The sequence below is a fragment of the Streptomyces sp. NPDC059355 genome (assembly GCF_042752335.1).
Classification (GTDB): domain Bacteria; phylum Actinomycetota; class Actinomycetes; order Streptomycetales; family Streptomycetaceae; genus Streptomyces.
Genome location: NZ_JBHYXN010000014.1, coordinates 81753 through 107440, shown reverse-complemented (window position 1 = coordinate 107440; position 25688 = coordinate 81753). Strand labels below are relative to the sequence as shown.

Annotated in this window: 19 protein-coding genes; 7 read left to right on the top strand and 12 right to left on the bottom strand. The window is 71.6% G+C overall.

All coding sequences use genetic code 11. The annotated features are described in order from the left end of the window. Positions 1-171 precede the first annotated feature (171 nt). On the bottom strand, positions 172-639 hold the full coding sequence (locus ACFXGI_RS16205; RefSeq protein WP_384706428.1) for an RDD family protein: 468 nt from the start codon (positions 637-639) through the stop codon (positions 172-174). Positions 640-823: 184 nt separating this feature from the next. Between ACFXGI_RS16205 and glnA the strand changes: the two genes are divergently transcribed. Further along, a complete protein-coding gene (gene glnA, locus ACFXGI_RS16200; protein ID WP_030863412.1) occupies positions 824-2233 on the top strand; it encodes a type I glutamate--ammonia ligase in 1410 nt (469 codons plus the stop codon). Between the two features lie 137 nt (positions 2234-2370). Here the strand turns inward: glnA and ACFXGI_RS16195 are convergent, their stop codons facing one another. Continuing rightward, positions 2371-3024 (bottom strand): TetR family transcriptional regulator, encoded by a 654-nt coding sequence (locus tag ACFXGI_RS16195; protein WP_384706426.1) that lies wholly within the window; start codon positions 3022-3024, stop codon positions 2371-2373. Between the two features lie 86 nt (positions 3025-3110). Here ACFXGI_RS16195 and ACFXGI_RS16190 point away from each other — a divergent pair, with 86 nt between their 5' ends. Continuing rightward, a complete protein-coding gene (locus ACFXGI_RS16190; protein ID WP_384706424.1) occupies positions 3111-3881 on the top strand; it encodes an SDR family NAD(P)-dependent oxidoreductase in 771 nt (256 codons plus the stop codon). A gap of 3 nt (positions 3882-3884) precedes the next feature. Here the strand turns inward: ACFXGI_RS16190 and ACFXGI_RS16185 are convergent, their stop codons facing one another. The 7 genes from ACFXGI_RS16185 to ACFXGI_RS16155 form a co-directional block, all read right to left on the bottom strand. Then, entirely contained in the window at positions 3885-4403 is a 519-nt protein-coding gene (locus ACFXGI_RS16185) for a DUF4240 domain-containing protein (protein ID WP_327131777.1), read from the bottom strand. A gap of 120 nt (positions 4404-4523) precedes the next feature. Then, entirely contained in the window at positions 4524-7205 is a 2682-nt protein-coding gene (aceE, locus tag ACFXGI_RS16180; RefSeq protein ID WP_384706421.1) for a pyruvate dehydrogenase (acetyl-transferring), homodimeric type, read from the bottom strand. A 220-nt stretch (positions 7206-7425) separates the two neighbouring features. Next, on the bottom strand, positions 7426-8049 hold the full coding sequence (locus ACFXGI_RS16175) for a GntR family transcriptional regulator (protein WP_030156168.1): 624 nt from the start codon (positions 8047-8049) through the stop codon (positions 7426-7428). 134 nt (positions 8050-8183) lie between these two features. Next, a complete protein-coding gene (locus tag ACFXGI_RS16170; protein WP_384706419.1) occupies positions 8184-9518 on the bottom strand; it encodes an esterase/lipase family protein in 1335 nt (444 codons plus the stop codon). Between the two features lie 116 nt (positions 9519-9634). Further along, positions 9635-11377, bottom strand: coding sequence for a 2-oxoglutarate dehydrogenase, E2 component, dihydrolipoamide succinyltransferase (gene sucB / locus ACFXGI_RS16165; RefSeq protein ID WP_384706417.1), 1743 nt, complete (start codon positions 11375-11377; stop codon positions 9635-9637). Between the two features lie 57 nt (positions 11378-11434). Further along, positions 11435-12823, bottom strand: coding sequence for a dihydrolipoyl dehydrogenase (gene lpdA, locus ACFXGI_RS16160; RefSeq protein WP_030863427.1), 1389 nt, complete (start codon positions 12821-12823; stop codon positions 11435-11437). A 322-nt stretch (positions 12824-13145) separates the two neighbouring features. Then, positions 13146-14675 (bottom strand): leucyl aminopeptidase, encoded by a 1530-nt coding sequence (locus ACFXGI_RS16155; RefSeq protein ID WP_384706415.1) that lies wholly within the window; start codon positions 14673-14675, stop codon positions 13146-13148. Positions 14676-15021: 346 nt separating this feature from the next. On the opposite strand from ACFXGI_RS16155, the gene ACFXGI_RS16150 reads away from it, so the two are divergent. The 5 genes from ACFXGI_RS16150 to ACFXGI_RS16130 all read left to right on the top strand — a co-directional run bounded on the left by ACFXGI_RS16150 (position 15022) and on the right by ACFXGI_RS16130 (position 21744). Beyond that, a complete protein-coding gene (locus ACFXGI_RS16150; protein ID WP_384706413.1) occupies positions 15022-17049 on the top strand; it encodes a hypothetical protein in 2028 nt (675 codons plus the stop codon). Between the two features lie 107 nt (positions 17050-17156). After that, positions 17157-18671 (top strand): GT4 family glycosyltransferase PelF, encoded by a 1515-nt coding sequence (pelF, locus tag ACFXGI_RS16145; RefSeq protein ID WP_384706411.1) that lies wholly within the window; start codon positions 17157-17159, stop codon positions 18669-18671. Beyond that, positions 18668-20206 (top strand): hypothetical protein, encoded by a 1539-nt coding sequence (locus ACFXGI_RS16140; RefSeq protein ID WP_384706409.1) that lies wholly within the window; start codon positions 18668-18670, stop codon positions 20204-20206. The genes pelF and ACFXGI_RS16140 overlap by 4 nt, the downstream gene beginning before the upstream one ends. 51 nt (positions 20207-20257) lie before the next feature. Beyond that, positions 20258-20905, top strand: coding sequence for a spherulation-specific family 4 protein (locus tag ACFXGI_RS16135; protein WP_030863437.1), 648 nt, complete (start codon positions 20258-20260; stop codon positions 20903-20905). Further along, positions 20902-21744: an endo alpha-1,4 polygalactosaminidase gene (locus ACFXGI_RS16130; RefSeq protein WP_384706407.1), complete on the top strand. Its 843-nt coding sequence runs from the start codon at positions 20902-20904 to the stop codon at positions 21742-21744. Before ACFXGI_RS16135 ends, ACFXGI_RS16130 begins: the two co-directional genes overlap by 4 nt. Positions 21745-21790: 46 nt before the next feature. On the opposite strand, the gene ACFXGI_RS16125 is transcribed toward ACFXGI_RS16130, so the two are convergent. From ACFXGI_RS16125 to ACFXGI_RS16115, 3 genes are read right to left on the bottom strand one after another with little or no spacing between them, the layout of a single operon-like run. Beyond that, positions 21791-23002: a sensor histidine kinase gene (locus ACFXGI_RS16125; RefSeq protein ID WP_384706405.1), complete on the bottom strand. Its 1212-nt coding sequence runs from the start codon at positions 23000-23002 to the stop codon at positions 21791-21793. 43 nt (positions 23003-23045) lie between these two features. Beyond that, positions 23046-23780 carry a hypothetical protein gene (locus ACFXGI_RS16120; protein WP_384706403.1) on the bottom strand — a complete coding sequence of 245 codons (735 nt, stop codon included), beginning with the start codon at positions 23778-23780 and terminating at the stop codon, positions 23046-23048. Beyond that, complete coding sequence (locus ACFXGI_RS16115; RefSeq protein WP_384706401.1) at positions 23777-25678, bottom strand: phosphatidylglycerol lysyltransferase domain-containing protein; 1902 nt, start codon at positions 25676-25678, stop codon at positions 23777-23779. Before ACFXGI_RS16115 ends, ACFXGI_RS16120 begins: the two co-directional genes overlap by 4 nt. Between the last annotated feature and the right edge of the window lie 10 nt (positions 25679-25688).

The following is a 25688-nucleotide window of genomic DNA, read 5'->3' as shown; positions in this document are numbered from 1 at the left end:
TCCTGCCCCTGGCCCTTGGCTCCTTCCCCCACGGCCTGGCGTAGGCGGCGCGGCGTAATGTTCGGCTTCCCCGGTTTTGTTAACCGCCCCCCCCCCCCCGCGGGGGCCCCCCCCCCCCGCCCGGCTCGGGGGCGCCCCTGTCTTGTGCTCCGGTGTCTTGTGCTCCGGTGTCTAGATACGGACCTGGACGGCGCGCGCGAGGCGGTCGTGCAGGCCGCGTCCGTCACGGTCCCAGATCAGCGCCGGGATGACCAGGGCGAGCAGGACCGTACGCAGGACGACACGGCCGAAGCCGAGGCGGCCGCCGTCCTCCGCGACGACGCGCAGGCCCACCAGCCGCTTGCCGGGGGTGAAGCCCACGGTGCCGACGGTGAGGATGCTCAGCACCACGAAGAGCGCCAGCGTCCAGTTGCCGGTCGCGGTCGCGTTGCCGTGCGTGATCAGACCGAACGCGATCACCTGACAGCCGATCCAGTCGACGGCGAGAGCGCCCAGGCGGCGGCCGAAGCGCGCCACCGAGCCCGGCCCCTCCTGGGGCAGGCCGAGCCGCTCGCCCCGGTAGCCGAAGTCGACGCCCATGTCCTCGGCGGCCGCGCGGGGGCCGGAGAGCCAGGATCCGATTGCCTGTCTGTTGTCCACCCGACCACGGTACCGGTGGTGTCCGACCGCGTTCCGACGGGACCCTGGTTAACTTGAGCGAAACAAATGGGTCATGCTTGAGAAATCCCGCCTGCTTATGGTCGGGTCAGCGTGCGGCACCGCACTGACGCACCACGAGCTATAAAGCCCGCCCTGCCCCGGGGCCGGGAGTAGGAGGAGTTGGATGTTCCAGAACGCCGACGAAGTGAAGCAGTACATCGAGGAGAACGACGTCAAGTTCGTCGACGTCCGCTTCTGCGACCTGCCTGGTGTGATGCAGCACTTCACCATCCCGGCTCGGGCGTTCGACCCGGCGGAGGAGCTCGCCTTCGACGGCTCCTCCATCCGCGGCTTCCAGGCGATCCACGAGTCCGACATGGCGCTGCGTGCCGACATCACCACCGCGCGCCTGGACCCGTTCCGCAAGGACAAGACGCTCAACATCAACTTCTTCATCCACGACCCGATCACGGGTGAGGCCTACAGCCGCGACCCGCGCAACATCGCGAAGAAGGCCGAGGCGTACCTCGCCTCCACCGGCATCGCCGACACCGCGTACTTCGGCCCCGAGGCCGAGTTCTACGTGTTCGACAGCGTGCGCTTCGCGACCTCCGCGAACGAGGGCTTCTACCACATCGACTCCGAGGCCGGCGCCTGGAACACCGGTTCCGAGGAGAACAACCGCGGTTACAAGGTCCGCTACAAGGGTGGTTACTTCCCCGTAGCCCCGGTCGACCACTTCGCCGACCTGCGCGCCGAGATCTCTCTCGAGCTGGACGCCCAGGGCCTCCAGGTCGAGCGCCAGCACCACGAGGTCGGCACCGGCGGCCAGGCCGAGATCAACTACAAGTTCAACACGCTGCTGGCCGCGGCCGACGACCTGATGCTCTTCAAGTACATCGTGAAGAACGTCGCCTGGCGCAACGGCAAGACCGCGACCTTCATGCCGAAGCCGATCTTCGGTGACAACGGCTCGGGCATGCACGTCCACCAGTCGCTGTGGGCCAACGGCGACCCGCTGTTCTACGACGAGGCCGGCTACGCGGGCCTGTCGGACACCGCCCGCTACTACATCGGCGGCATCCTCAAGCACGCCCCGTCGCTGCTCGCCTTCACCAACCCGACGGTGAACTCGTACCACCGCCTGGTCCCGGGCTTCGAGGCGCCGGTCAACATGGTGTACTCGCAGCGCAACCGCTCCGCCGCGATGCGCATCCCGATCACGGGCTCGAACCCGAAGGCCAAGCGCGTCGAGTTCCGCGCCCCGGACCCGTCCTCGAACCCGTACCTGGCGTTCGCGGCCCTCCTGCTCGCCGGCCTCGACGGTGTGAAGAACAAGATCGAGCCGATGGAGCCGATCGACAAGGACCTCTACGAGCTCTCGCCCGACGAGCACGCGAGCGTCCCGCAGGTCCCGACCAGCCTGGAGGACGTCCTCAAGGCCCTGGAGGCCGACCACGAGTACCTCCTGGCCGGCGGCGTCTTCACCCCGGACCTGATCGAGACCTGGATCGACTACAAGCGCACGCACGAGATCGCCCCGATCGCCCTGCGCCCGCACCCGCACGAGTTCGAGATGTACTTCGACATCTAAGAAGCAGCGCACACAGCGGCCCCGCCACTCTCACCGGAGAGCGGCGGGGCCGCTGTGCTGTTCGGACGCGGACGCGGATGCCGTCGGCGGCTCGGAAGCGCAGACGGAAGGCGGGTGCTCGTGCCGGGGCGCCGGTGTCAGCGCGGGACCGAGATCCCGCCGGTGAGTTCGCGCAGGCAGCGGACCGCGAGTTCTGCGGGGGAGCCGGGGCCCGTGACCGGGGCTTCCGTCGTCGACCAGAGTTCCAGGGCGATGCGGATGGCATCCGTCGCGGCAGCCGCGAGCAGGCGTACGCCCAGGGGGTCGGCGTCCTCGCCGGCCAGCCGGGCGATCACCGGGACCAGGCGTTCTTCGGAGTCCTGGTTCACGCGGTACCAGACCGCGCGCAGTGCCTCGTCGGTCGCGGCGGCGCGGAGCAGGCCGCGGGTCACCTCCAGGCCCTCCTCGACCGTCCGGGAGTCGCTCAGGGAGCGGGTCACCGCGCGTTCCAGGGCCTCGTCGAGCGGGGTGCCGGGGTCCTCCTCGGCGAGCAGCGCGCGCCAGGCGTCGCCGCCGCCGGCCAGGAGCGGGCCGACGGCCTCCTGCTTGTTGCGGAAGTACCGGTAGAACGTGCGCAGCGCCACGCCGGCGCGGTGCGCGATGTCCTCGGCGGTGGTGCCGTCGGGGCCGTGTTCGGCGAAGAGTTCGCAGGCCGCGCGGGCGATGTCGAGCTGGGTGGCGGCCTTGCGGCGCTCGGTCAGCGACTGGGCTCCGGGGCCGGCCAGGGGAGAGTACGGACGAGGGGATCTCACGCGTGAAGCCTACCTTCCCGGTCCCTCAACCAGTGCGCATTCTGACACTCTGGCAAAACGTGTCACATCGGCGGTACGCTCCCGCCATGAACCGTTACGAAGGACGTCGCGTCCTCATCACCGGCGGCGGCTCCGGCATCGGCCGGGCCACCGTCCACCGCATCCTCGCCGAGGGCGGCCGTGTCCACACCGTGGACGTCAGCGAGGAGGGGCTGGAGGCCACCGCGGCGCAGGCCGCCGCCGACGGCCACGCGGACCGCCTCACCACCGCCGTCCTCGACATATCCGACGAGGCCGCCGTGCAGAGCGGTGTCGCCGCCGCCGTCCAGGGCCTCGGCGGGCTCGACGTCCTCGTCAACGCCGCCGGCATCCTGCGTTCCGCGCACACCCACCAGACCACGCTCGACTTCTGGAACAAGGTCATCGCGGTCAACCTCACCGGCACCTTCCTGGTGATCCGCGAATCGCTGCCGGCGCTGCTGGAGGGCGACCAGCCGGTCGTCGTGAACTTCAGCTCCACCTCGGCGTCCTTCGCCCACCCCTACATGTCCGCCTACGCGGCCAGCAAGGGCGGCATCCAGTCCATGACCCATGCCCTGGCCGCCGAGTACAGCAAGCAGGGCCTGCGCTTCGTCGCCGTCGCGCCCGGCTCCATCGAGAGCGGCATGACCACGGGCAACGGCCCGGGCCTACCCGAGGACACCGACTGGAGCCTGTTCGCCAAGCTGGCCCCGGCCATCGGCCAGGGCTTCGCCGGCCCGCAGACGGTCGCCGGCGTCGTCGCCATGCTCGGCTCCGAGGACGGCGCCTTCATCACCGGTACGGAGATCCGCATCGACGGCGGCACGCACTACTAGTCACTACGCGCGAAAACGGTCCCACAGCCGGGGGAAGCGCTCCGCGAGCACGGCTTCGTTCTCGAAGTCCAGCGGGGTGCCCTCCGGCTCGGCCGCTTGCAGCGGAATGCCCAGATCCGGCGCCACCGCCCCCGTCAGCTGCTCGTACGCCTCGTCGGCCGCGTACCCCAGCTCCTCGCCGTCCCCGTCGATCTCCTCGTCGAACTCGTCCAGGAGCTCCGCGAGCCCGTCCGGATCGTGCACCCCGCCCTCGAACACCTCCCGGCCCTGGCCGATCAGCCAGCACCGGAAGTAGTCGAACGCATCGTCGCTCGCCCCGTCGAGCAGCACCCACGCCGCTCCCCACAGGTCCCACGTGTACGCCCGGTTGTACCGGGACTCGAAGTGCCGGGCGAAGTCCAGGACCGAGTCCGGGTCGAGCTGCGCCAGCCGCTCCACGAGCAGCTCGGCGTGCTCCTCGGGGTCGCCCTCGGCGGCCTCGCGGGTACGGTCGACGATCTCCCAGAACTCCGTCTCGTCCATCACCGCTCCAGCATCACGGGTGCGCCCCCTCGCCGCCACCGCTCATACGGCCAAAGGCCGATGTCCGACCCCCGGGGAAGGGGGCCGGACACCGGCCTTTCGTCTTACCGCGTCCGAGCCTCAGAGGCCGTAGCGCTCGCGGGCTTCCTTTATGGCGGACGCCGGCACCTCGCCGCGGCGGGCGAGCTGGGCCAGTGCGGCCACCACGATCGACTGCGCGTCGACGCCGAAGTGGCGGCGGGCGCCCTCGCGGGTGTCGGACAGACCGAAGCCGTCCGTACCGAGCGAGGTCCAGTCCTGCTCCACCCACTGGCTGATCTGGTCCGGGACCTGGCGCATCCAGTCGGAGACGGCCAGCACCGGGCTCGTGACGCCCTCCAGCGCGCGCGTGACGTACGGGGTGCGCACCTCACCGCGCAGCAGCGCCTCGTCGCACTCCAGCGCGTCGCGCCGCAGCTCGCCCCAGGAGGTGGCGGACCAGACGTCGGCGGCCACGTTCCAGTCGGCGGCGAGCAGCTTCTGCGCCTCCAGCACCCAGTGGATCGCCGTGCCCGAGGCCATCAGCTGGATCTTCGGGGCGTCGGCGGCCGGGGCGGACTCCAGCGAGGAGGCCTCGTTGAAGCGGTAGAGGCCGCGCAGGATGCCCTCCTCCACGCCCTCCGGCATGGCCGGCTGCACCTTCGGCTCGTTGTAGACCGTCAGGTAGTAGAAGACGTCTTCCGGCTTCTCGCCGTACATGCGGCGCAGGCCGTCCTTGACGATCACCGCGATCTCGTACGCGAACGCCGGGTCGTAGTTGAGCGACGCCGGGTTCGTGGACGCGATCAGGTGCGAGTGCCCGTCCGCGTGCTGCAGGCCCTCACCGGTCAGGGTCGTACGACCGGCGGTGGCGCCGACGATGAAGCCCTTGCCGAGCTGGTCGGCGAGCTGCCACATCTGGTCGGCGGTGCGCTGCCAGCCGAACATCGAGTAGAAGATGTAGAAGGGGATCATCGGCTCGCCGTGCGTCGCGTACGACGTGCAGGCGGCGATGAAGTCGGCCATGGCGCCGGCCTCGGTGATCCCCTCGTTGAGGATCTGGCCGTCCTTGGCTTCCTTGTAGTACATGAGCTGGTCGCGGTCGACCGGCTCGTACGTCTGACCCAGCGGCGAGTAGATGCCGGCCGACGGGAAGAGGGACTCCATACCGAAGGTGCGGGCCTCGTCGGGGACGATCGGCACCCAGCGCTTGCCGGTCTCCTTGTCCCGCATCAGGTCCTTGACGAGCCGGACGAAGGCCATGGTGGTGGCCATCTCCTGCTTGCCGGAGCCCTTGATCAGCGGGGCGAAGGAGCGCTCGGCCGGAGCCGGCAGGGCGACGTGCTTGACCTTGCGGGCCGGGGCCGGACCGCCGAGGGCCGCGCGGCGCTCGTTCAGGTACCGCACCTCGGGGCTGTTCGCGCCCGGGTGGCCGTACGGGACGACGCCGTCGGCGAAGGCGCTGTCCGGGATCGGGAGCCCGAGCAGGTCGCGCATGCCCTTGAACTCGTCGATCGTCAGCTTCTTCATCTGGTGGTTCGCGTTCTTCGACTCGAACCCGGAACCCAGCGTGTAGCCCTTGACGGTCTGCGCGAGGATGACCGTCGGCGCGCCCTTGTGCTCCAGGGCGGCCTTGTATGCGGCGTACACCTTGCGGGGCTCGTGGCCGCCGCGGGAGCTGTGGAAGCACTCGGCGATCTTCGCGTCGGAGAGCAGGCCGCCCAGGGCGACGAGCTCGGCGTTGGCGCCGAAGAAGTGCTGGCGGATGTAGGCCACGTCGCGGGTCGCGTACGTCTGGAACTGCGCGTCGGGTACCTCGCGCAGGCGGCGTACGAGCGCGCCCGTGGTGTCGAGCCGGAACAGCTCGTCCCAGGCGGAGCCCCACAGCGACTTGATGACGTTCCAGCCGGCGCCGCGGAACTGGGCCTCCAGCTCCTGGACCACGCGGAAGTTGGCGCGGACCGGACCGTCGAGGCGCTGCAGGTTGCAGTTGATGACGAAGGTCAGGTTGTCGAGCCGCTCGCGGGAGGCGAGGGCCAGGGCGGCGGTCGACTCGGGCTCGTCCATCTCGCCGTCGCCCAGGAAGGCCCAGACGTGCGAGTTGGCGGTGTCCTTGATGCTCCGGTTCTGCAGGTAGCGGTTGAAGCGCGCCTGGTAGATCGCGGAGAGCGGGCCGAGGCCCATGGAGACCGTCGGGAACTCCCACAGCCACGGCAGGCGCCGCGGGTGCGGGTAGGACGGCAGGCCGTTGCCGCCGGACTCCTGGCGGAAGTTGTCGAGCTGCTGCTCGGAGATGCGCCCGTCGAGGAAGGCGCGGGCGTAGATGCCGGGGGAGGCGTGGCCCTGGATGTAGAGCTGGTCGCCCGATCCGTCGGCCTCCTTCCCGCGGAAGAAGTGCTGGAAGCCGGTCTCGTAGAGCCAGGCCGCCGAGGCGAAGGTGGCGATGTGGCCGCCGACGCCGTACTTGGAGCCGCGGGTCACCATGGCGGCCGCGTTCCAGCGGTTCCATGCGGTGATCTTGGCTTCCATCTCCTCGTCACCCGGGAACTCGGGCTCGGCGGAGGTGGGGATGGTGTTGACGTAGTCCGTCTCCAGCAGCTTCGGCAGGGCGAGGCCGGCGGCCTCGGCGTGCTGGAGGGTGCGGCGGAGCAGGTATTCGGCGCGGCGCGTACCGGCGGCCTTGGCGACGGCGTCCAGGGAGGCCGCCCATTCGGCGGTCTCCTCGGTGTCGCGGTCCGGGAGCTGGTCGAGCTCGCTCGGAAGCTTTCCTACGGGGTCGGACATCGGTGTGCGCCGCCTTCCGGACAAAGGAGAGGTGGTGAAAAATCCCTGACGGGCAGGACAGGGTCGATGGGCCCGGTTGGGGTCCGTCGTCGACTGTAAATCGCTGATCGATGATCGATCAAATGAATGTGACGTTGAAATGGCCATCCGGCCAAAAGTCGGCACCCGGTGCCATGAAATCAGGCACCCGGTGCCGGGTAAAACGGGACGAACCAGCCCGTCAGGCGCGGGGTGCGCACCCCAGGACATGCCGCTTCACGAGCACCCCGATGTCCGGATCCTGACTGCGGAACGCCTCCACGAGGGCCGCGTGCTCCTCCGCGTACGACTTCTGGACGGTTCCCAGCCAGCGGATCGACAGAGCCGTGAAGACCTCGATGCCCAGGCTCTCCCAGGTGTGCAGCAGCACGCTGTTCCCGGCCGCCCGCACCAGCTCCCGGTGGAACCCGACGGTGTGCCGCACCTGCGCGGTCCCGTCCTCGGTCCGGTCGGCCTCCCACAGCGCCGCCACGTGCGGCTCCAGCGCCGAGCAGTCCGCCGCCAGCCGCGGGGCGGCCAGTTCGGCCGCGATCTGCTCCAGGCCGGCCCGGACCGGGTAGATCTCCTCCAGGTCGGCCGCCGACAGGTTCCGTACGCGCACGCCCTTGTTCGGCGCCGACTCGATGAGCCGCAGCGTCTCCAGCTCGCGCAGGGCCTCGCGCACGGGCGTCTGGCTGACCTCCAGCTCCACGGCGATCCGGCGCTCGACGATCCGCTCGCCGGGCTTCCAGCGGCCGCTGACGATCCCCTCCACGATGTGCTCGCGGATCTGCTCGCGCAGCGAGTGCACGACGGGTGGGGTGATCATCGGGGCTTCATCTCCTGTGGGGCCGCGCATCGCTTCGATGCGTAGACAATACGGCGGAGTGGGCCGCGCAGATGCGTTCCTGGTCAGGGCCGTTGGGTGAGGCTGGTTACAAGTCGCCTGGCCGAGGCCGGTCACAAGGCGCTGCGCCGGATCAGGCTCAGGGCCGTGACCGGACCCACCGACAGCCGGTACGCACCCGGTTCGGGCGGCGGGAACGCGACGCCGTAACGGCCGCCGCCCAGGCTCCGCAGGGCGCGGGCCGCCGGGCGGCCGCCGTGGGCAGGGCGCAGTTCCGCCATGAGCAGCCGCTCGTCGTCGGGGGCCGTGACCGTGACCTCGTACGGGACCCCCGCGGGCAGTACGGGCGGCACCCGCACCCCCAGCCCGGCGGCCGGGTCCGCGGCGTCCGGTTCCTCGGGGGGCAGGGGCTCGTCGCCCAGGAGGCCGCGCAGGGCCTCCCGTACGGCCAGGTTGTTCTGGAGCGAGCCGTGCTGCTCGTACGGGGTCCACCACGCGTACGGGGTCCGCGACCGCGTGACCCCGGCGGCCGCGCCGAGGCGGGGGACCGTACCGTCGCCGTCGGCCTCCGGGAGGAGGACCAGGCGGTCCCCGGCGTGGCGCGCGGTCGTCGCCGTGGGCTGGCCCGTGCCGGCGATCGCGTACAGATCGGCCCGCGGCGGGGCGTCGCGCAGGTCGGCGTGGAAGCGGCCCGCGTCCGCCAGCAGCGCCTCGTCCACGCCCGGCAGCCCCGGCAGGTCACGCAGGTGTGCGAGTCCGTCCGGGCCTTCCACGCAGGCGTAGTCGGGGGCCAGCTGGTGCAGGGACGGCAGGCTGCGGGCGAAGGCGCCGAGCTCCCGGTCCCCGTCCCGGCGGTTCCCTCCCTCCACCAGGTCGGCCAGGGCCCGTAAGGAGCCCCGGTGCGGGGTGCCGAGGGTGATCACGCGGCGCGTGATCCCGTCCCCGCCGAGGCGTTCCACGTAGTGCCGGGCCACCAGCCCGCCCATCCCGTGGCAGAGGAAGACCACCCGGGCCTCGCGGCGCTCGGGGGCCGAGGCCCGCCAGCGCTCCAGCTCCAGGCCCATCCGGTCCTTCAGCCGCCCCGCGTTGTAGCGGCAGGACAGCCGCCAGTCGTACGGGAACGTGAGGAGGTTGTCCGCCACGGACAGGGTGAAATGGCGTTCCAGCCAGCGCAGCAGGTCCGTGTAGCCGTCCACCGGGTGCCAGATGCCCGGCAGGGCGTGCAGGTCGGGCATCAGGCCCACGGGGACCACCCCGTCGCTCGGATCGCCGTCGCCGATGTCCTTCGGGAGCCGCAGGGCGCCCACGGAGCCGCCGAAGTTCCGCAGGCCGCGTAAGAGGGCCGGGCCGGAGAGGTCCCAGAGGGCTCTGCCCTCGGCGTCCGCGAGCCGGCTGCCCAGGATCCCCGGCAGTACCACGACGAGATCCGTCACCTGTGCCCGTGCCATACGCAGCCCCCCGAGATGTCACACATGGACCCACCAGGGTATGACGACGGCGCCCCCGCCCGAAGTGGTTCCGGGCGGGGGCGCCGTACGAGTCGCGCGTCGACGAGGCCGGGGCCTCAGAGGCCGAGCTCGACCTCGAACTCGCCGGCCTCGAGGATCGCCTTGACGGCCGAGAGGTACCGGGCCGCGTCCGCGCCGTCCACCAGGCGGTGGTCGTAGGACAGGGTCAGGTACGTCATGTCGCGGACGCCGATGACGGTGCCCTCGGGGGTCTCGATGACCATGGGGCGCTTGACCGTGGCACCGATGCCCAGGATGGCGACCTGGTTCGGGGGCACGATGACGGTGTCGAACAGCGCACCGCGCGAACCGGTGTTGCTGATGGTGAAGGTCGCGCCCGACAGCTCGTCCGGCGTGATCTTGTTGCCGCGGACCTTGGAGGCCAGGTCGGCGGTGGCCTTGGAGATGCCCGCCAGGTTGAGGTCACCGGCACCCTTGATGACCGGGGTCATCAGGCCCTTCTCGGAGTCCACGGCGATGCCGATGTTCTCCGAGTCGAAGTAGGTGATGGTGCCCTCGTCGTCGTTGATCCGGGCATTGACGACCGCGTGGGCCTTCAGCGCCTGGGCGGCGGCCTTGACGAAGAACGGCATCGGCGAGAGCTTGACGCCCTCGCGGGCCAGGAAGGAGCCCTTGGCCTGCTCGCGCAGCTTCATGATCTTGGTGATGTCCACCTCGACCACGGAGCTGAGCTGAGCCTGCGAGTGCAGGGCCTTCATCATGTTGTCGCCGATGACCTTGCGCATGCGGGTCATCTTGACGGTCTGACCGCGCAGCTCCGAGACGGCAGTCGCGGCGGCCTTGGCGGCCGGGGCGGCGGCCGGAGCCGGGGCGGCAGCGGCGGCCTTGGCGGCCTCGGCGGCGGCCAGGACGTCCTGCTTGCGGATACGGCCACCGACACCGGTGCCCGAGACCGAGGACAGGTTGACGCCGGACTCCGAGGCGAGCTTGCGCACCAGCGGGGTCACGTACGCGCCCTCGTCACCGGCGGAGACCGCGGCGGCCGGAGCCGGGGCGACCGGAGCCGGAGCGGCCACGGGGGCCGGAGCGGCGGCGGCAGGTGCGGCCACGACCGGGGCCGGGGCGGCGACCGGAGCGGCGGCGACCGGGGCCGGGGCGGCGACCGGGGCAGCGGCGACCGGGGCCGGAGCGGCGACCGGAGCCGGGGCAGCGGCCGGAGCGGCACCGGCGGCGCCGATGACGGCCAGGACGGCGCCGACCTCGGCGGTCTCGTCCTCGTTGATCCGGATCTCCAGCAGGGTGCCGGAGACCGGGGCGGGGATCTCGGTGTCGACCTTGTCCGTGGAGACCTCGAGCAGCGGCTCGTCGGCCTCGACGGACTCGCCGACCTGCTTCAGCCAGCGGGTGACGGTGCCCTCGGTGACGCTCTCGCCCAGGGCGGGGAGAACGACGTCCGTGCCGGAGGCGGCAGGCGCGGCGGCGGCGGCCGGAGCCTCGGCGACCGGGGCCGGAGCCGCGGGGGCCTCGGCGACCGGGGCCGGAGCGGCGGCCGGAACCTCGGCGACGACCGTCTCGGCCTCGGCGGCAGCCGGCGCGCCGGAGCCGTCGTCGATGACGGCCAGCTCGGCGCCGACCTCGACCGTCTCGTCCTCGGCGACCTTGATGGAGGCCAGGATGCCCGAGACGGGCGACGGGATCTCGGTGTCGACCTTGTCGGTCGAGACCTCGAGCAGCGGCTCGTCGGCCTCGACGCGCTCGCCCTCGGCCTTCAGCCAGCGGGTGACAGTTCCCTCGGTGACGCTCTCGCCGAGCGCCGGAAGGGTTACGGAAACCGACATGGTTTCAGTTGCTCCTTACGAAAGTGCGGAAGTGGTCGTCGCGCCCGTGACTGTGGATTAGTCGTGGGAGTGAAGCGGCTTGCCGGCCAGGGCCAGGTGGGCCTCGCCGAGCGCTTCGTTCTGGGTCGGGTGCGCGTGGATGAGCTGCGCGACCTCGGCCGGCAGAGCCTCCCAGTTGTAGATCAGCTGGGCCTCGCCGACCTGCTCGCCCATCCGGTCACCGACCATGTGGACGCCGACCACGGCACCGTCCTTGACCTGGACGAGCTTGATCTCGCCCGCGGTCTTGAGGATCTTGCTCTTGCCGTTGCCCGCCAGGTTGTACTTCAGGGCCACGACCTTGTCCGCGCCGTAGATCTCCTTGGCCTTGGCCTCGGTGATGCCGACCGAGGCGACCTCGGGGTGGCAGTACGTGACGCGCGGAACACCGTCGTAGTCGATCGGGACGGTCTTCAGACCGGCCAGACGCTCCGCGACGAGGATGCCCTCGGCGAAGCCGACGTGCGCCAGCTGCAGGGTCGGGACGAGGTCGCCGACCGCGGAGATCGTCGGCACGTTGGTCTGCATGTACTCGTCGACCAGGACGTAGCCGCGGTCCATCGCGACGCCCTGCTCCTCGTAGCCCAGGCCCTGGGAGACCGGGCCGCGGCCGACGGCGACCAGCAGCACCTCGGCCTCGAAGGTCTTGCCGTCCGCGAGGGTGACCCGTACGCCGTTCTCGGTGTACTCGGCCTTGTCGAAGAAGGTGCCCAGGTTGAACTTGATGCCGCGCTTGCGGAACGCGCGCTCCAGCAGCTTCGAGCTGTTCTCGTCCTCGACCGGGACGAGGTGCTTGAGGCCCTCGATCACGGTGATGTCGGAGCCGAAGGACTTCCACGCCGAGGCGAACTCGACGCCGATGACGCCGCCGCCCAGGACGATCGCCGACTCGGGGACGCGGTCCAGGACCAGCGCGTGGTCCGAGGAGATGATGCGGTTGCCGTCGATCTGCAGGCCCGGCAGCGACTTCGGCACGGAGCCGGTCGCCAGCAGGACGTGGCGGCCCTGGATGCGCTGGCCGTTCACGTCGACGGAGGTCGGCGAGGAAAGGCGGCCCTCACCCTCGATGTACGTCACCTTGCGGGAGGCGACCAGGCCCTGCAGGCCCTTGTACAGGCCCGAGATGACCTCGTCCTTGTACTTCTGCACACCCGCGATGTCGATGCCCTCGAAGGTGGCCTTCACGCCGAACTGGGCGGCTTCGCGCGCCTGGTCCGCGATCTCGCCCGCGTGGAGCAGTGCCTTCGTCGGGATGCAGCCGTTGTGCAGGCAGGTGCCGCCGAGCTTGTTCTTCTCGATCAGGGCAACGTCCAGACCCAGCTGGGATGCGCGCAGAGCCGCGGCGTAACCGCCACTGCCACCGCCGAGGATCACTAGGTCGAAAACGGTGCTGGCGTCGTTCGCCACGTCACGTCCTCCATGCATGTGCGCCGGGCACCGGTCCTCTGTGACCGGGCGGCGGCTGGTAATCGGCCGCTAGTTGTTCGGCCCTGTGGTGGGGGCCCTGTCCTGCCGAGAACCCATCTTCGCATTTGTCGGGGGAACGCGGGACGCCGGGCCCATGATGTGGCAGGTCGTTCTGCCCGAAGTAGGGGTTACCAGTGCGTAGAAACCTACGGATTTCGTTGTCGGTGAACATGTCTCAAGCCTTGATCGAGTGGCCGATCAAGGCTTGAGACATGTCACATGCGGCGCTGCGGGGCTACGCCGCGGCCACCTCCGGGCTGCGTCAGCCCAGGTCGCCGGTGGCCGTGCGCTCGGCCAGCCGCACCAGGGTGCGCACGGCGGAGCCGGTGCCGCCCTTGGGGGTGTAGCCGTACGGGGCGCCCTCGTGGAAGGCCGGGCCCGCGATGTCGAGGTGGGCCCAGGTGATGCCCTCGCCGACGAACTCCTGCAGGAAGAGGCCGGCCACCAGGCCGCCGCCCATGCGGACACCCATGTTCGCGATGTCGGCGGTGGGGGAGTCCATGGTCTTGCGCAGGTCGGCGGGGAGCGGCATCGGCCAGGAGGCCTCGCCGACCTCCTCGGCGATCTCGTGGATCGACGTGCGGAAGGCGTCGTCGTTGGCCATGATCCCGAAGGTCCGGTCGCCGAGCGCCAGCACCATGGCGCCGGTCAGGGTCGCGACGTCGACGATCGCGTCCGGGTTCTCCTCGGAGGCCTTCGTCAGGGCGTCGCCCAGGACCAGGCGGCCCTCGGCGTCGGTGTTCAGGACCTCGACGGTCTTGCCGCTGTACATGCGCAGCACGTCGCCGGGGCGGGTGGCGGAGCCGGAGGGCATGTTCTCGGCGAGCGCGAGCCAGCCGGTCACGTTGACCGGGAGGCCCAGCTTGGCCACGGCCACGACGGAGGCGAACACGGCGGCGGCGCCGGACATGTCGCACTTCATCGTCTCGTTGTGGCCGGCCGGCTTCAGGGAGATGCCGCCCGAGTCGTAGGTGATGCCCTTGCCGACGAAGGCGAGGTGCTTCTCCGCGTCGGGGTGGGTGTAGGCGATCTTCACCAGGCGCGGCGGGTTCTCGGAGCCCTTGCCGACGCCCATGATCCCGCCGTAGCCGCCCTTGGTGAGCGCCTTCTCGTCCAGGACCTGGACCTTGATCCCGTGCTCCTTGGCGGTCGCGGACGCGACGGCGGCGAAGGCCTCGGGGGTGAGGTCGTTCGGCGGGGTGTTGATCAGGTCGCGGGCGATGTTGACCTCGGTCGCGACGACCGAGGCGCGCTCGGCGGCGGCCTTGTGGGCCTTGTCGCGCGGCTTGGCGCCCAGCAGGACCACCTCGGCGAGCGGCTGCTTCGGGCCGCCGTTCTTGCCGTCCTTCTTCTCGCCGCCCTGGTAGGCGGTGAAGGCGTACGCGCCCAGCAGCGCGCCCTCGGCGACGGCCGTGACGGCGGAGGCGTCCTCCAGCGGGAGGGCGAAGGCGGCCTTCTTGGTGCCGTGGAGCGCACGGGCGGCGGCGCCGGCGGCGCGGCGCAGGGCCTCCTCGTCGTACGACTCGTCCTTCTCGGGGACGGAGCCGAGCCCGACCGCCAGCACGACCGGGACCTTCAGGCCGTCCGGCGCCGGCAGCTTGGTGGTCTCGCCTTCGGCGCCCGAGGCGCCGAGTGCGTCGAGCACGGCGGCGAGCTTTCCGTCGTACGCCTTGTCCACGGCCTCGGCGCCTGCGGCGACGACCGGGCCCTTGGGGCCCTTCGCCACGCCGACCACGAGGGCGTCGGCGCGCAGCGTCGCCGCGCCGGCAGTGCTGAGAGTCAGAGCAGTCACGGTGGTGAAGTCTCGCTTCCGTTTATGTTGTGGGCCGAGTGGGTGGCCGGCCATCCGCAGCGATCGTATTCCGGCCCGACGGCCGCCAGAAATGAGCCTACGCGTACCGGCTGGTCCGCACGCCACTCGAAGGTTTGGCAAGTTGTTCGATCAAGACGTCGGGAGATTCACCCATCCGTGGTTTCCGCACCAGGTTTGCCCCTTGGACCTGACGAGGTCCGAGAGACTCGACCCACTCTCGCAAGGGGACGCGGGGTCTCTTTGCATGATTTCCACAGAGCCTCCTCGGCCCGGCCGACCGCCATGGGGCCGTAGTCGAGTGATGCCTGCGGGGGGAAAGGCCGAAATGGTCAACAAGAACCGGATGAACAGGGCTGCCGCCGCAATGGGGGTGGCAGCGCTCATGTCCGTGGCACTGCCCGCCGCGACCGCGCACGCGGCCGTGACACCGCGCATCGACCTGAAGGTGCTCGTCCTCGACGACGGCGGCAGCTCGGTCGACGCCATCACCGCGGAGCTCCGGGACACCGGAGTGCCGTACACCCGGGTCCTCCTGGGCAGCTCCGGGCGCCCGGTGATCAATGCCGGGTTCCTCGCCGACACCGTCGACGGACGGCCGCGCGCCAAGTACCAGGGCGTCGTGCTGCCGAACGAAAACCCGTTCGGCGAGGGCTCGGCCGAGATGGCCGCGCTCAGCGCGTACGAGACGACGTACGGCATCCGCCAGGTCGACGCCTACACCTGGGCCCACCCGGGCGTCGGCCTCGAGTACACCGACAACGGCGGCTACAGCGGGCAGCTCGACGGCACGCAGGCCGCCGTCACCGCCGCCGGCAAGGCCGGCCCCTTCAACTACCTCGGCGGCCAGGTCGCCTTCGAGGACAACTCCGCCCTGGTCCCGGAGAGCTACGGGTTCATGGGCAAGCCGAGGGCCGGCTACACCAGCTACCTCGACGCCCCGGTCGCCGGCGGACGGGCCTCGCTCGTCGGTGAGTACGCCCACGACGGGCGCAGCGAACTGGTCGTCACCTTCGGCTACAACCAGTACCAGCAGCAGTTCCGGCTGCTCGCCCGCGGCATCGTCGACTGGCTCACCCAGGGGGTCCACCTCGGCCAGGAGCGCAACTACTTCGCGGTCCACGTCGACGACGTCTTCGCCCCGGACGCCCGCTGGAGCAAGGAGCTCAACTGCACGCCCGGCGACTACGCCTGCCCGGGCGGCGAGGGCAAGGAGAGCACGATCCGGATGAGCGCCGCCGACGCCCAGTACGCGGCGCAGTGGCAGACGAGCAAGGACTTCAAACTCGACCTCCTCTTCAACGCCGGCGCCGGCGAGGAGTGGAAGACCGAGAACGGCGGAACCGACGCCCTCACGGCGCAGCTGGTCGCGGACCGGGCCAAGTACCGCTGGATGAACCACACCTACACCCACCCCTTCCTCGGCTGCGTCCAGGACACCGCCGTCGTGCCGTGGACCTGTACGAAGAACGCGGCGGGCGCCGTCAACTGGATGAGCCGGGCCGACATCTCCGCCCAGATCCGCGACAACAACAACTGGGCCGCCGCCAAGGGCATCACCACCGACCGCACCGAGCTGGTCACCGGCGAGCACTCCGGCCTCAAGACCCTGCCGCAGCAGGCCCAGGACAACCCCAACCTGGCGGGCGCCCTCGCCGACAACGGGGTCAAGTGGGCGGGCAGCGACAGCTCGCGCGAGCCCGCGCAGCGCGCCGTCGGCGCCGCCCTGACCGTCCCGCGCTACCCGATGAACGTGTACTACAACACGGGCACCAACGCGGAGATGGCCGACGAGTACAACTGGATCTACACCAGCCGCGCCCAGGGCGGCAGCGGCACCTGCGAGGACAACCCGGCGACCTCCACCTGCCTGCCGGCCCCGCTGAACACCGGCACCGGCTACCTCGACTACATCGTCCCGGCCGAGGCGCGGACCGCCCTGCGCCACGTCCTGGCCAACGACCCGCGTCCGCACTACGTCCACCAGTCCAACCTCGCCGAGGACCGCACCCTCTACCCGGTGCTCAACCAGGTCCTCGACACCTACCGCGCGCTCTACGCGCCCAGCGCCCCGATCGTGAACCAGAGCATGAAGGACACCGGCGTCGAGCTCAGCCGCCGGGCCGCCTGGGACAAGGCCGTCGCCAACAACCAGGTGACCGCCTACCGCATCGGCAAGGACGTCACCGTCAAGGCGCCCTCCGGAGTCGTCGCCCCGGTGACCGCTCCCACCGGCACCAAGAAGCAGCTCCTGCTGGGCAGCGCCGACTTCGGCACCGCCTACGCGGGCAGCCGCTCGGCCTGGACCGCGCCCGAGCTGATGCAGAGCGCGGTCACCCTCAAGCTGCCCAGCTGACCACAGCCCGGCCCGCCACCGCCCGGCTCCGTCATCCGGCACCACCCGGCGCCGGCGCTCCGCACACGGGCGCCGGCCCCTTTTCCCGTCCTGGGGGGACACACCACATGAGTCATGGGCGTCACGTCACCATGCTCACCGAAGGCACCTATCCGCACGTCCACGGGGGAGTCAGCACCTGGTGCGACCAACTGGTCCGCGGGATGCCGGAGGTCGACTTCAACGTCATAGCCCTGACCGGCTCCGGACGCGAGCCGGTCACGTGGGAGCTGCCGCGCAACGTCTACCGGCACACCGCCTTCCCGCTCTGGGGACCGGTGCCCGGCCGCGGCCGCCGCTCGGCCCCGCGGGGCAGGACACACCGCCGGTTCACGGCAGCGTACGAAACCTTCCTGCTCTCCCTGCTCGATCCCGCCCACGGCGGATTCTCCGAAGCGCTGCACGAACTCGCCGTCCTCGCCCGGGCCGGCCGCCTCGCCGCGGCACTGCGCTCCGAAACGGTCCTGCGCCTGCTGATGGCCGTGTGGACCCGGCCCGGCTTCCCCACCGCCGCCGCCGAGCCCACCATCCACGACGCGCTCACCGCCACCGACCTGATCGAGCACGCGCTGCGGCCGCTGTCCTTACGGATCCCGCCCGACAGCGTCGCGCACTCGGTCAGCAGCGGTCTCGCCACCCTCCCGGCCCTCGCCGCCAAGTACCTCGACAAGGTGCCCTTCCTCCTCACCGAGCACGGCATCTACCTGCGCGAGCGCTACCTCGGCTACCGCACCGCGCAGCAGCGCTGGCCCGTCAAGGCCCTGCTGCTCGGCTTCTACCGGGAGCTCAACACCGAGGGCTACCGGCAGGCCGACCTCATCACCCCGTGCAACCGGTACAACCGCCGCTGGGAGGAGCGCGGCGGCGCCGCCCCCGACCGCATCCGCACGGTCTACAACGGCGTCGACCCGTACGCCTTCCCCGACGCCGGACCCGAACCCGAGGTGCCCACCCTCAGCTGGTGCGGGCGCATCGACCCGATCAAGGACCTCGAAACCCTCATCCGGGCCTACGCGTTCATGCGCGAGGAGCTGCCCGCCCTGAGGCTGCGCCTGTTCGGCCCGGTCCCGGCCGGCTGCGAGGAGTACAAGCTGCGCCTGGAGGCACTCGGCGCCGAACTGGGCGTGGCCGACGGGATCTCGTACGAGGGCCGCGTCCAGCAGGTCGCGCAGGCCTACGCGGCGGGCAGCGTCGTCATGCTCTCCAGCATCAGCGAGGGCTTCCCCTTCAGCATCATCGAGGCCATGTCCTGCGGCCGCACCACCGTCTCCACCGACGTCGGCGGGGTGCGCGAGGCCGTCGGCGACACCGGGCTCGTGGTCCCGCCGCGCGAACCGGAGACCATGGCCCGCGCCACCCTCGCCCTGCTCCGCGACGACGACCGCCGGGCCGAGCTGGGCCGCCGCTCCCGCAAACGGGTCGTCGAGAAGTTCACGCTCCACCAGTCAGTGGACGGCTTCCGGCACATCTACCGCGAACTCGCCGGCCAGCCCGTCCTGCCCGTCCACGCGGGCGACGACTGGACGCAGCGGCTCGCCGACCCCTGGTACCGCGAACTCGCCGCCGACGGGAGCCTGTGGTGAGCGGATCGCTCTGGCTGCGCGTACCCGGCGGGGACACCCTCCCTGCCATCCCCCGGCCCCGCCGCGGCGAGCCGGGGGACCCCGGCCCGGCCGGCGACCCGATGGACCAACTCGCCGAGCGCCTGGACGGGTTGATCGCGGCGGCCGTACACCCGGACGAGATCGCCGCCGTCCTCGAATCCGACGGGATGACCGACGAGCACATCCGGCTCACCTACGGCCGCCACGATTCCTTCGGCCTGGCCGAGGAGCTCTACGCCCGGGTGCCCCGGGCCTTCCCGGAACCGGAGCACGTCCCCGACCCCTGGAAGGTCTCCCTCACCGCCTGCCTGCTGCGCGGGGTCGTCTTCGCGCTGCCCGGCCTCGCCTACGTCCTGGGCGCTCCCCTGCTGGAGGGCCCCAAGGACCGGCTCGGGCTCCCCGCCGGGACGCTGACCCTGCTCGCAGGGGCGCTCATCGGCTGGGTGTGGGACCAGACCCTGTCCCACCGCGCCTACACCTGGCTGGGCCTCGGCGACCGGGCCGCCGCCGGGCGGACCCTGCTCGTCGGGGCCCCCGTCGGGGCCCTGCTCGGCATCGCCGCCGCGCTGACCGTGCCCGGCGGGCCGCCGTTCAGTTATGCGTTCGCCGCCGGCCAGGCCCTGTACGTCGGCGCGGCCACCGTGCTGCTGGTCCTCGGCCGGGAGCGGGTGCTGCTCGCCGCGCTCGGGCCGATGGCCGCGGGGGCGCTGCTCGCGCTCTTCACCGACCTGCCCGTGCCCGTACGGGTGGGGCTGCTGGTGGCGTCCCTGCTGGCCGCCTGCACCCTCGCCGTACGGGAGCTGCCGGTGGCCCGGGGCGTACGGGCCGGCCTGCGCCGGATCCGGAGCCGGGCCGGCCACCGGCCCGGCGAGGGTCCCGTGCGCTGGCGGATGCTGCGGGGCGCCGAGGAGGACCACGGCCCGCGCGGACCCCGGATCGGGGACTCGGTGCCGTACGGGATGTTCGGCCTCGGCACCGGTCTGCTGGTGCTGTACGCCGCCCTGGGCGAGGTGCTCGCCGGGGGTCCCGCCGAGGCCGTCGCCGCCCCCTCGGCGGTGGCGCTCACCCTCAGCATGGGTCCCGCCGAATGGCTGCTGCACCGGTTCCGCAGCGGGAGCCTGGCCGGTCTGCGGGCGGCCCGCTCGCCCCGGCAGTTCTGGCTGCGGATGCTCGGCACGCTGGGCCGCTGCCTCGCCGCGTACCTGGCGGTGCTGCTGGCCCTCGGGCTGGCCGGCACCCTGCTCTGGCCGGGCGCCCCCGGACTGACCGGAATCAGGACCTCTACCCTGCTGCTGCTGGGCGCCGTGATGTGGACCGGGCTGCTGCTCCAGTCCTTCGGGGCCGTCCGGCCGGCGGCCGCCGTCTGTGCCTCGGCGGCGCTCGCCCAGAGTCTGGCGCTGCTGCTGGGGGTGGGGCAGCCGCGGCTGGTCCAGCTCGTGGTGGCGGGCGCGGCGGCGGTCGTGCTGGGCGCGCTCGTCTGCCTGCTGCTGGGGCGCGCGACGGCCCACCGCTGAGTTGATCACCTCACCCGTACCACGTGACCCCCGTACAGGAAGAAGGCGCTCATGCTGCTGGTGCCCCTCTACGAGCATCCCGCCGACCGGCCCGAGGACTGGGAGCTGCTGATCCGCTCCGCAGGCCGGCTGCACTCCGTGGTCCTCAATCCGGCCAGCGGGCCGGGCGAGGCCCCCGACGAGCGGTTCGCCGCCGTCGCGCAGCGGCTGCGCGACGCCGGGGTGCCCGTCCTCGGGTACACCGACACCGACTACGGGCGGCGCCCGCACTCCGCCGTGGTGCAGGACCTGCTGCGCCACCGCGACTGGTACGGCGCCGACGGGGCCTTCCTCGACCAGGCCTCCGCCGACCCGGCGCTGCTCTCGCACTACGGGCGGCTCGGCGTCGCCGCCCGGGCCGCCGGCGCCCGCACCCTCGTCCTCAACCACGGGGTCCACCCGCACCCCGACTACGCCGGACTCGCCGATCTGCTGGTCACCTTCGAGGGCCCCTGGGACGCCTACCGGGACGCCTCGGTGCCGCCGTGGACGGCCGACCACCCCGCCCAGAGGTTCTGCCACCTCGTGTACGCGGTCCCGCCGGGCGCGCCCGCCGCCGAGCTCGCCCGGCAGCGGGGGGCCGGGGTGCACTGCGCGGTCCCCGGCACCGGCGCGCACCCGTGGGGGACCCTCCCGTACGCCCTGGAGGCCGCCGGATGACCCGGTCGCCGCGCGGCGCGGTCCGCGGCGGCCGGGTCCTGCCGCTGCTCCTGCTGCTCCTGCTGGCCGCATGCACCACCGAGGCGCCGCCGGAGCCGCAGGACGTGGCGCCCGCCCCGGCGCCGGGGCGGCGCTGGCAGCCCGTACCGGCGGTCAGCTGGCAGTGGCAGCTCACCGGGAAGCTGGACACCTCGGTGAAGGCGGCGGTGTACGACGTCGACGGGTTCACCACCACCAAGGCGCAGGTCGCCGCCCTGAAGAAGGCGGGCCGGCGGACCATCTGCTACGTGTCCACCGGCGCCTGGGAGGAGTTCCGCCCCGACGCCGACGCCTTCCCGAAGGCACTGCTCGGCAAGGGCAACGGCTGGGAGGGCGAGCGCTGGCTGGACATCCGGCGGCTGTCCGAGCTGGAGCCGCTGATGGCGAAACGGTTCGACATGTGCCGGGAGAAGGGCTTCGACGCGGTGGAGCCGGACAACATGGACGGCTACCGCAACACGTCCGGGTTCCCGCTCACCGCGCAGGACCAGCTGGCGTACAACCGGCTGATCGCGAAGCTGGTCCACGACCGGGGGCTGGCGGTCGGGCTGAAGAACGACCTCGACCAGATCCCGCAGCTGGTGGGGGACTTCGACTTCGCCGTCAACGAGCAGTGCGCCGAGTACGAGGAGTGCGAGCGGCTCACCCCGTTCATCGCGGCGGGCAAGGCCGTCTTCCACGTGGAGTACGAGGGCCGGATCGGCCAGTGGTGCGCGCAGTCGCGGCAGCTGAAGCTCAGCTCGATGCAGAAGAAGTACGAACTGGACGCCTGGCGGCAGTACTGCGCGCCGCAGGGCTGAAGTCCCGGAGGACCAGCCCCCGTGAGCCCGGTCTGATCGACACTCCCTAGGCCACGGGGAGAACGGCGTGCACCCGGTAGCCCCCGCCGAACCGGGGCCCGGCGAAGCAGGAGCCGCCCAGCGCCGTGGCCCGCTCGCGCATGCCGAGCAGCCCGTGGCCGCCGCCCGCGCCCCGGTCCTCGGCCGCGGCGGCGCCCCCGTCGTCCAGCACGGTCACCTCCACCGAGGCACCGACCCGGACCACACTGACTTCGGCCTGGACCTCAGGCCCGGCGTGCTTGCGCACATTGGTCAGGGCCTCCTGGATCACCCGGTACGCCGCCAGGTCCACGGCCGCCGGCAGCGGATCGCCGTCCCGGCCCAGCTCGACCATCACCTTCACCGGCAGCCCGGCATGCCGGAAGGTGCCCACCAGCTCGTCCAGGACGGCCAGCCCCGGCGCCGGTTCGGTCGGTGCCTCCGGGTCGCCGGACTGCCGCAGCAGCCCGACGGTGGCCCGCAGTTCGTTCAGCGCCGAGCGGCTCGCGTCCCGTACGTGGGCCAGAGCCTCCTTGGCCTGGTCGGGACGCTTGTCCATGACGTGCGCCGCCACCCCCGCCTGCACGTTGACCAGGGCGATGTGGTGGGCCACCACGTCGTGCAGGTCCCGCGCGATCCGCAGCCGCTCCTCGGCGACCCGGCGCCGGGCCTCCTCCTCGCGGGTCCGCTCGGCCCGTTCCGCCCGCTCCCGTATGGCGTCGATGAACGCCCGCCGGCTGCGCACGGCGTCGCCGGCGGCCGCGGCCATCCCGGTCCAGGCGAAGATGCCGATGTTCTCCTGGGCGTACCAGGGCAGCGGGCCGGCCAGCATGGCCACGCCCGTCAGCCCCGCCATCGTGAGCAGGGCGATGCGCCAGGTGGTGGGCCGGTCGGTAAGGGAGGCCAGCGTGTACAGCGCGATCACCGTGGACATGGCGACGGGCGCCCGGGGCTCGCCGGTGGACAGTTCCAGCAGGCACAGCCCGATGGTCACGGCGAGCACGGTGCGTGTGTGCCGGCGGCGGAACACCAGCGCGGCCGCGCCCAGCACCATCAGGAGCAGGGAGAGCGGCTCGGGGGTCTGGGTCCCGAAGGTGGGCCCGTGCGGGCCGTGGGGATCGGCGAAGGAGCCGACGACCATGGAGACGAGCGCCCCGAGCGCGAGCACGGCATCGGTGGCCAGCGGATGGGACCGCATCCAGTGCCGGGTGGGGGCGAACGCCCCGAGGTCTGTCGTCACCCCGATACGGTACGGCTTGCCCGCGGCGGGGCGGGCGGGCCCGTCAGGTGCCGGGCCGCTGCGGGGGCAGCGGGGCCGCCGGGGGCGGGCGCCGGCCGAGGGGGACGCGGGAGCGCTCCGGGCCCCATTTGGCGCGGACCACGCACACCGCCATGACGGCGGCGATGGCCGCGAGGTGCTCCTTGCCGGCCAGGTTGTCCTTGACCAGCACCTCGCCGATCATCACCGCGATCACGATCGCACCGGTCAGGTACGCCCTGTACCGCCAGCACACGTAGATCGCGAGGCCGACCACTGCCGCCGAGGGCCCGGTGTCGTTGACGACGCGGTCGGACACCGGCAGGCCGAAGGGGTGGTCGGCGCCCAGCGAGAGCCCGATCCGCGAGTACGTGGTCCCGGCGAGGGTGGCGACGTAGCCGATGGCCAGCGTGCGCCACCAGCCGATGCAGATCTCCGAGATCCCGAAGACCAGCAGGATCTGGGCGAGCGCCCCCCACACGGGCAGGTCGAGGGCGGGGACGAACAGGGACAGCGGGGTGCGCAGCACGGCCAGCCACAGCGGGTCGACGGCTTTCACCGATCCGAGGTTCTGGACCGGCTGGAACCCCCAGGACGTGTTCTGGACGATCTGGAAGACCGAGGTCAGGCAGACGGCCCCCAGGGTCATCGGGGCCGCCCGCCACTTGTCGCGGACCAGGGCGTCCCGGACGGTCCAGAACAGGGGCCCCCACTCGCGGCGGGCGAACCGCCGCAGGGGGGTGGTCGTCCAAGCCGTCAACGATTGGTCTCCAGATGTTTGCGGTTCAGCCACTTCGGCAGCCCGGGAGCTTCCAGGAAGCCCTCGGCCCGGCCCGCCGCGATACCGATCCGCAGCAGGTCGGAGCTCTTCTCGAAGAGCATGAACCGCGGCTCCCAGATCGGCCGGTATTTGGCGTTGGCCCGGTAGAGGGACTCGATCTGCCACCAGCGGGAGAAGAAGCTCAGCAGCGAACGCCACATGCGCAGCACCGGACCCGCGCCGAGCTTGGACCCCCGCTCGAAGACGGAACGGAACATCGCGAAGTTGAGCGAGACCTGTGTGACGCCGATCTCCTTGGAGCGTTCGAGGAGTTCGATGACCATGAACTCCATCAGCCCGTTCTCGGAATCGCGGTCGCGGCGCATCAGGTCCAGGGACAGGCCCTTGGGGCCCCACGGCACGAAGGACAGGACGGCGCGCAGATCGCCGTTGCCGTCGGTGCACTCCAGCATCACGCACTGGCCGTCGCCGGGATCGCCCAGTCGGCCCAGCGCCATCGAGAAGCCGCGCTCGGTCGCGCCGTCGCGCCAGTCGTCGGCGCGGGTGAGGAGTACGTCCATCTCGTCGGCCGGGATCTCGGCGTGGCGGCGGATGCGGACGGTGTAGCCGGCGCGCTTGACGCGGTTGTAGGCCTGCCGGACGGTCCGCATGGCGCGGCCCTCCAGGGTGAACTCGTCGGTCTCGACGATGGCCTCGTCGCCCAGCTCCAGCGCGTCGAGTCCGTGGCGCGCGTAGATCTGCCCGGCTTCCTCGCTCGCGCCCATGACGGCCGGCACCCAGCCGTGCTCACGGGCCTCGGCCAGCCAGGGCTCGATGGCACCGGGCCAGGCCTCGGGGTCGCCGATCGGGTCGCCGGAGGCCAGCGAGACGCCGCCGACGACGCGGTACGTGACGGCGGCCTTGCCGGTGGGGGACCAGATGACGGACTTCTCGCGGCGCAGCGCGAAGTAGCCGAGCGAGTCGCGGTCGCCCTGCTTGGCGAGCAGCGCCCGCAGCTTCTCCTCGTCCTGCGCGGTGAGCGGGTCGACGGCGCGGCGCGAACGGAAGGCGGCGAGCAGCACGGCGATCAGGAGCAGCGTCGACATGACGTTGATCACGATGTCCACCCAGCCGGGCGTGGTGATCGCGGCGTAGTCGCGGGCGTTGGGCTCCAGGGTGATCAGCCGCATCACGCCGTACCGCCAACGGGCCAGGAACGTGGCCTCGGCGGCGTCCGGGTCGGTGTTGGCGGCGCCGACGATCAGCGCGGCGAGCAGCGAGGTGCACAGCAGGCCGACGGCGCCGACCGCGGTGGCGAGCTTGGGGTTGGAGCGGTCGCCCTTGGCGTAGAACTCGCGGCGGCCGAGCACCAGGGCGCCGACGAAGGCCGCGGTCAGGGCGAGCGAGACCCAGTTCTGGGTGTGGTCGCGGAACTCCGGGTAGCAGAGGTTGAAGTCACCGCTGGTGCACGGGGCGAAGGCCGCGGTGGCGAAGGCCAGCAGCAGCATGCCGCTGAGCACCAGGTTCAGGATCCAGGCGGCCCGCTTGCGGCGGCCCATGGTGACCGCGAGCAGCAGCGAGAACATGCCGGACGCGAAGCCCGCGGTGAGCAGGTACGGGGTGTAGAAGTCTGCGGTGTTGTGCCGGCGCAGGTCCTGGCCGAGCGAAAGCCACACCGCGCTGAGGAAGTTGACGAAGGTGACGGCGCGCAGGTACCAGACCGCGAACGCGGCGCTGCGCCGCGAGCGGGCGGATCCCCGGCCGGTCTCCCGGCCGCCTCCTTCGTCCTTCCTGTCGTCTTTCCTGTTGTTCGTGTCCTTGCCGGACCCCTGTGCCGCCTTGGCGGCCGGTGCGGTGGTCCGGTCGATGTCTGCGCTGGTCAAGCGGGCCTCTCCCATGAAACGCGAT

Coding starts and splice junctions, on each gene's coding strand:
- glnA (WP_030863412.1), top strand. CDS start 824: ATGTTCCAGAACGCCGACGAAGTGAAGCAGTACATCGAGGAGAACGAC.
- ACFXGI_RS16190 (WP_384706424.1), top strand. CDS start 3,111: ATGAACCGTTACGAAGGACGTCGCGTCCTCATCACCGGCGGCGGCTCC.
- ACFXGI_RS16185 (WP_327131777.1), bottom strand. CDS start 4,403: ATGGACGAGACGGAGTTCTGGGAGATCGTCGACCGTACCCGCGAGGCC.
- aceE (WP_384706421.1), bottom strand. CDS start 7,205: ATGTCCGACCCCGTAGGAAAGCTTCCGAGCGAGCTCGACCAGCTCCCG.
- ACFXGI_RS16170 (WP_384706419.1), bottom strand. CDS start 9,518: ATGGCACGGGCACAGGTGACGGATCTCGTCGTGGTACTGCCGGGGATC.
- sucB (WP_384706417.1), bottom strand. CDS start 11,377: ATGTCGGTTTCCGTAACCCTTCCGGCGCTCGGCGAGAGCGTCACCGAG.
- ACFXGI_RS16150 (WP_384706413.1), top strand. CDS start 15,022: ATGGTCAACAAGAACCGGATGAACAGGGCTGCCGCCGCAATGGGGGTG.
- pelF (WP_384706411.1), top strand. CDS start 17,157: ATGAGTCATGGGCGTCACGTCACCATGCTCACCGAAGGCACCTATCCG.
- ACFXGI_RS16135 (WP_030863437.1), top strand. CDS start 20,258: ATGCTGCTGGTGCCCCTCTACGAGCATCCCGCCGACCGGCCCGAGGAC.
- ACFXGI_RS16130 (WP_384706407.1), top strand. CDS start 20,902: ATGACCCGGTCGCCGCGCGGCGCGGTCCGCGGCGGCCGGGTCCTGCCG.
- ACFXGI_RS16115 (WP_384706401.1), bottom strand. CDS start 25,678: ATGGGAGAGGCCCGCTTGACCAGCGCAGACATCGACCGGACCACCGCA.